Source organism: Nocardiopsis sp. TNDT3, from assembly GCF_003427465.1.
Classification (GTDB): domain Bacteria; phylum Actinomycetota; class Actinomycetes; order Streptosporangiales; family Streptosporangiaceae; genus Nocardiopsis; species Nocardiopsis dassonvillei.
The window spans coordinates 1-3,363 of sequence record NZ_QPFC01000526.1 but is presented as its reverse complement, the minus strand read 5'-3'; the positions used below and the strand labels follow the sequence as shown (position 1 = coordinate 3,363).

Here is a 3,363-nt window from a genome sequence, read left to right as displayed (position 1 = left end):
GGGGAAACCGCGTGCGGGGCGGGGGCGGAGAGAGGGCCGCGCAAACCGTGAGGCTGGTCACTTTCGGCCCGGGGTGACGGGTCAAACACCCTGTTCCACCGGAGGCGCACGGGACCACGACCTAGGATGAGACGACACGCGAGGGCGAGACCGCGCAGGTGTGCCGGGAAAGCGGAGGTTGTGTCATGGGCCAGAGCCAGGAGTACAGCGACTACGGGGACAAACTCCTTCCCCCCGGACTGACCTACGACGACGTCCTTCTGGTCCCGGCCTACTCCGATCTCCAGCCGGGCGAGGTCGACACCACCACCCGCCTGTCGCGCAACCTCACGCTGCGGATCCCGCTGCTGTCCGCGGCGATGGACACCGTCACCGAGGCACGCATGGCCGTGGCGATGGCCCGCCAGGGCGGCGCGGGCGTCCTGCACCGCAACCTCTCCGTCGAGGACCAGGCCAGCCAGGTCGACCTGGTCAAGCGCTCCGAGGCGGGCATGGTCACCGACCCGGTCACCTGTCAGCCCGAGGACACCCTCGCCGAGGTCGAGCGCCTGTGCGCCCACTACCGGATCTCCGGCGTGCCCGTCACCGACGGCGCCGGGATCCTGGTCGGCATCGTCACCAACCGGGACATGCGCTTCGAGAGCGACCGGGGCCGCCTGGTCCGCGACGTGATGACCACGGAGAACCTGGTCACCGCCCCCGTGGGCGTCAGCCGGGAGCAGGCCTTCGACCTGCTGCGCAGGCACAAGGTCGAGAAGCTGCCGCTGGTCGACGGCCAGAACCGGCTGCGCGGCCTGATCACCGTCAAGGACTTCATCAAGAGCGAGCAGTACCCCGACGCCACCAAGGACGCAGACGGCCGCCTCGTCGTCGGCGGCGCCGTGGGCGTGGGCGCCGAGGCGGAGGAGCGCGCCAAGCGGCTCGTGGAGGCCGGTGTCGACTTCATCGTCGTGGACACCGCCCACGGCCACTCCTCGGGGCTCGCGGACATGATCGCCAAGCTCAAGGCCAACTCGCGCGCCGACATCGTCGCGGGCAACGTCGCCACCCGCGCCGGGGCGCAGCTGCTCATCGACGCCGGGGCCGACGCCGTCAAGGTCGGTGTGGGCCCGGGCTCCATCTGCACGACGCGGGTCGTGGCCGGTGTGGGCGCCCCGCAGCTCACCGCCATCCTGGAGGCCGCCAAGGCGTGCGGCCCGGCGGGCGTCCCGCTCATCGCCGACGGAGGGCTCCAGTACTCCGGTGAGATCGCCAAGGCCATCGCGGCCGGGGCCAGCACCGTGATGCTCGGCAGCCTGCTCGCGGGCGTGGAGGAGAGCCCCGGTGAGCTGATCTTCATCAACGGCAAGCAGTTCAAGGCCTACCGGGGCATGGGCTCGCTCGGCGCCATGCGCGGCCGCTCCTTCTCCAAGGACCGCTACGCGCAGGCCGACGTGGCCAGCGAGGACAAGCTGGTCCCCGAGGGCATCGAGGGCCAGGTGCCCTTCCGCGGCCCGCTCCAGGCGGTCGCCCACCAGCTCGTCGGCGGTCTGCACCAGTCCATGTGGTACGCCGGGACCCGTACGCTGGACGAGCTGCGCGAGCGCGGCCAGCTCATGCGCATCACCAGCGCCGGTCTGCGCGAGAGCCACCCGCACGACATCAAGATGACGGTCGAGGCGCCCAACTACAACGCCCGCTGACGCGGCGGCCGGGCGGCCCGGCGCCGCCCCCCTTCGGGGTCGATAGACTCACGGCGGCAGGAAACGCGCCGGTAGACCGTCCGGCGAGGCACGTCAGAGGGGATCGAAACGTTGGCTCAGGTGGAGATCGGGCTGGGCAAGAACGGACGCCGGGCCTACGAGCTCGACGAGATCGGGATCGTGCCTGCCCGGCGGACGCGGGACCCGGAGGAGGTGTCCATCGCCTGGCAGATCGACGCCTACCGGTTCGAGACCCCGCTCGTGGTCAGCCCCATGGACAGCGTGGCCTCGCCCCGGACCGTCGTGGCCGTGGGCGAGCAGGGCGGCCTCGGCGTGCTCGACCTCGAAGGGCTCTGGACCCGCTACGAGGACCCGGATCCGCTGCTCCAGGAGATCCGTGAGCTCGACGACGTCGCCGCCACCCGGCGGCTCCAGGAGATCTACGCGGCGCCGATCCAGGAGGAGCTGATCGGCCGCCGGATCGAGGAGATCCGCGACGCGGGCCTGGTCACCGCCGCCCGGCTGTCGCCGCAGCGCACCGCCCAGTACCACAAGGCGGTCGTCGACGCGGGCGTGGACATCTTCGTGATCCGCGGCACCACGGTGTCGGCCGAGCACGTGTCCGGCCGCGCCGAGCCGCTCAACCTCAAGCAGTTCATCCACGAGCTGGACGTGCCGGTCGTGGTCGGCGGCTGCGCCACCTACACGGCGGCGCTGCACCTGATGCGCACCGGCGCCGCGGGCGTGCTGGTCGGCTTCGGGGGCGGCTCGGGCCACACCACCCGCTCCGTGCTGGGCGTGGCCGTGCCGATGGCCAGCGCCATCGGCGACGTGGCCGCGGCCCGCCGCGACTACCTGGACGAGTCCGGCGGCCGGTACGTGCACGTCATCGCCGACGGCGGCATGACCGGCAGCGGCGACATCGCCAAGGCCCTGGCCTGCGGCGCCGACGCCGTCATGGTGGGCTCCCCGCTCGCGCGCGCCACCGAGGCGCCCGGCGGCGGCTACCACTGGGGCAGCGAGGCGCACCACAGCGAGCTGCCGCGCGGCGAGCGCCTCCACGTCGGCACGATCGGCGACCTGAAGTCGATCCTGCACGGCCCGGCCTCCACCAGCGACGGTTCCATGAACCTCATGGGTGCTCTTCGTCGCACGATGGCCACCTCCGGCTACACCGACCTCAAGGAGTTCCAGCGGGTCGAGGTCGTGGTCAACCCGCACTAGAGGGGTGTGTTCGCCCAGGACACGGACCCGAAAGGGCCGCGCCGGTCCCAGCCGGCGCGGCCCTTCGCGTGTGCGGCCCCGCCGCGCGGCGGCCCCCCGTGCCCGAGGGCGCCGGGCACGAGGGGCCGCCGGTCGCGTACTTTGGTTCCGGCGTGATGTGGAATTGACGTTTCCTTGACGATGTGGAGAGCCCATGGGTGAACGACGCACGTCCGGGGCCGAGGGGCGCCGGAGTCGTGGCCCGCTGGTCGCCGTCTGCGTGACGCTGACGGTGTGCCTGCTGCTGACCGGTGGAGTGGTCGTCCTGGTCAACCGGATCTCCGACGCGTTCAACGAGTGGTCGCCGCCCAGCGCCTCGGGCGTCGAGCCGCCGGCGGGCACGATCCAGACCCCGCCCCACGACGAGCTCACCGGCCCGCCGGAGCCCGCGGACGTGACCCCGGAGGAGGGCGACCCC

The 3,363-nt window shown here is 72.3% G+C and carries 2 protein-coding genes and 1 pseudogene; all 3 read left to right on the top strand.

What is annotated here, in order from left to right:
- Positions 1-185 precede the first annotated feature (185 nt).
- Complete coding sequence (gene guaB, locus DQW06_RS13725) at positions 186-1,682, top strand: IMP dehydrogenase (protein WP_013155027.1); 1,497 nt, start codon at positions 186-188, stop codon at positions 1,680-1,682.
- Positions 1,683-1,802: 120 nt separating this feature from the next.
- On the top strand, positions 1,803-2,906 hold the full coding sequence (locus DQW06_RS13720) for a GuaB3 family IMP dehydrogenase-related protein (RefSeq protein ID WP_041552882.1): 1,104 nt from the start codon (positions 1,803-1,805) through the stop codon (positions 2,904-2,906).
- A gap of 193 nt (positions 2,907-3,099) precedes the next feature.
- A pseudogene (locus DQW06_RS13715) lies at positions 3,100-3,363 on the top strand (murein transglycosylase); the annotation flags it as partial.

Coding starts and splice junctions, on each gene's coding strand:
- guaB (WP_013155027.1), top strand. CDS start 186: ATGGGCCAGAGCCAGGAGTACAGCGACTACGGGGACAAACTCCTTCCC.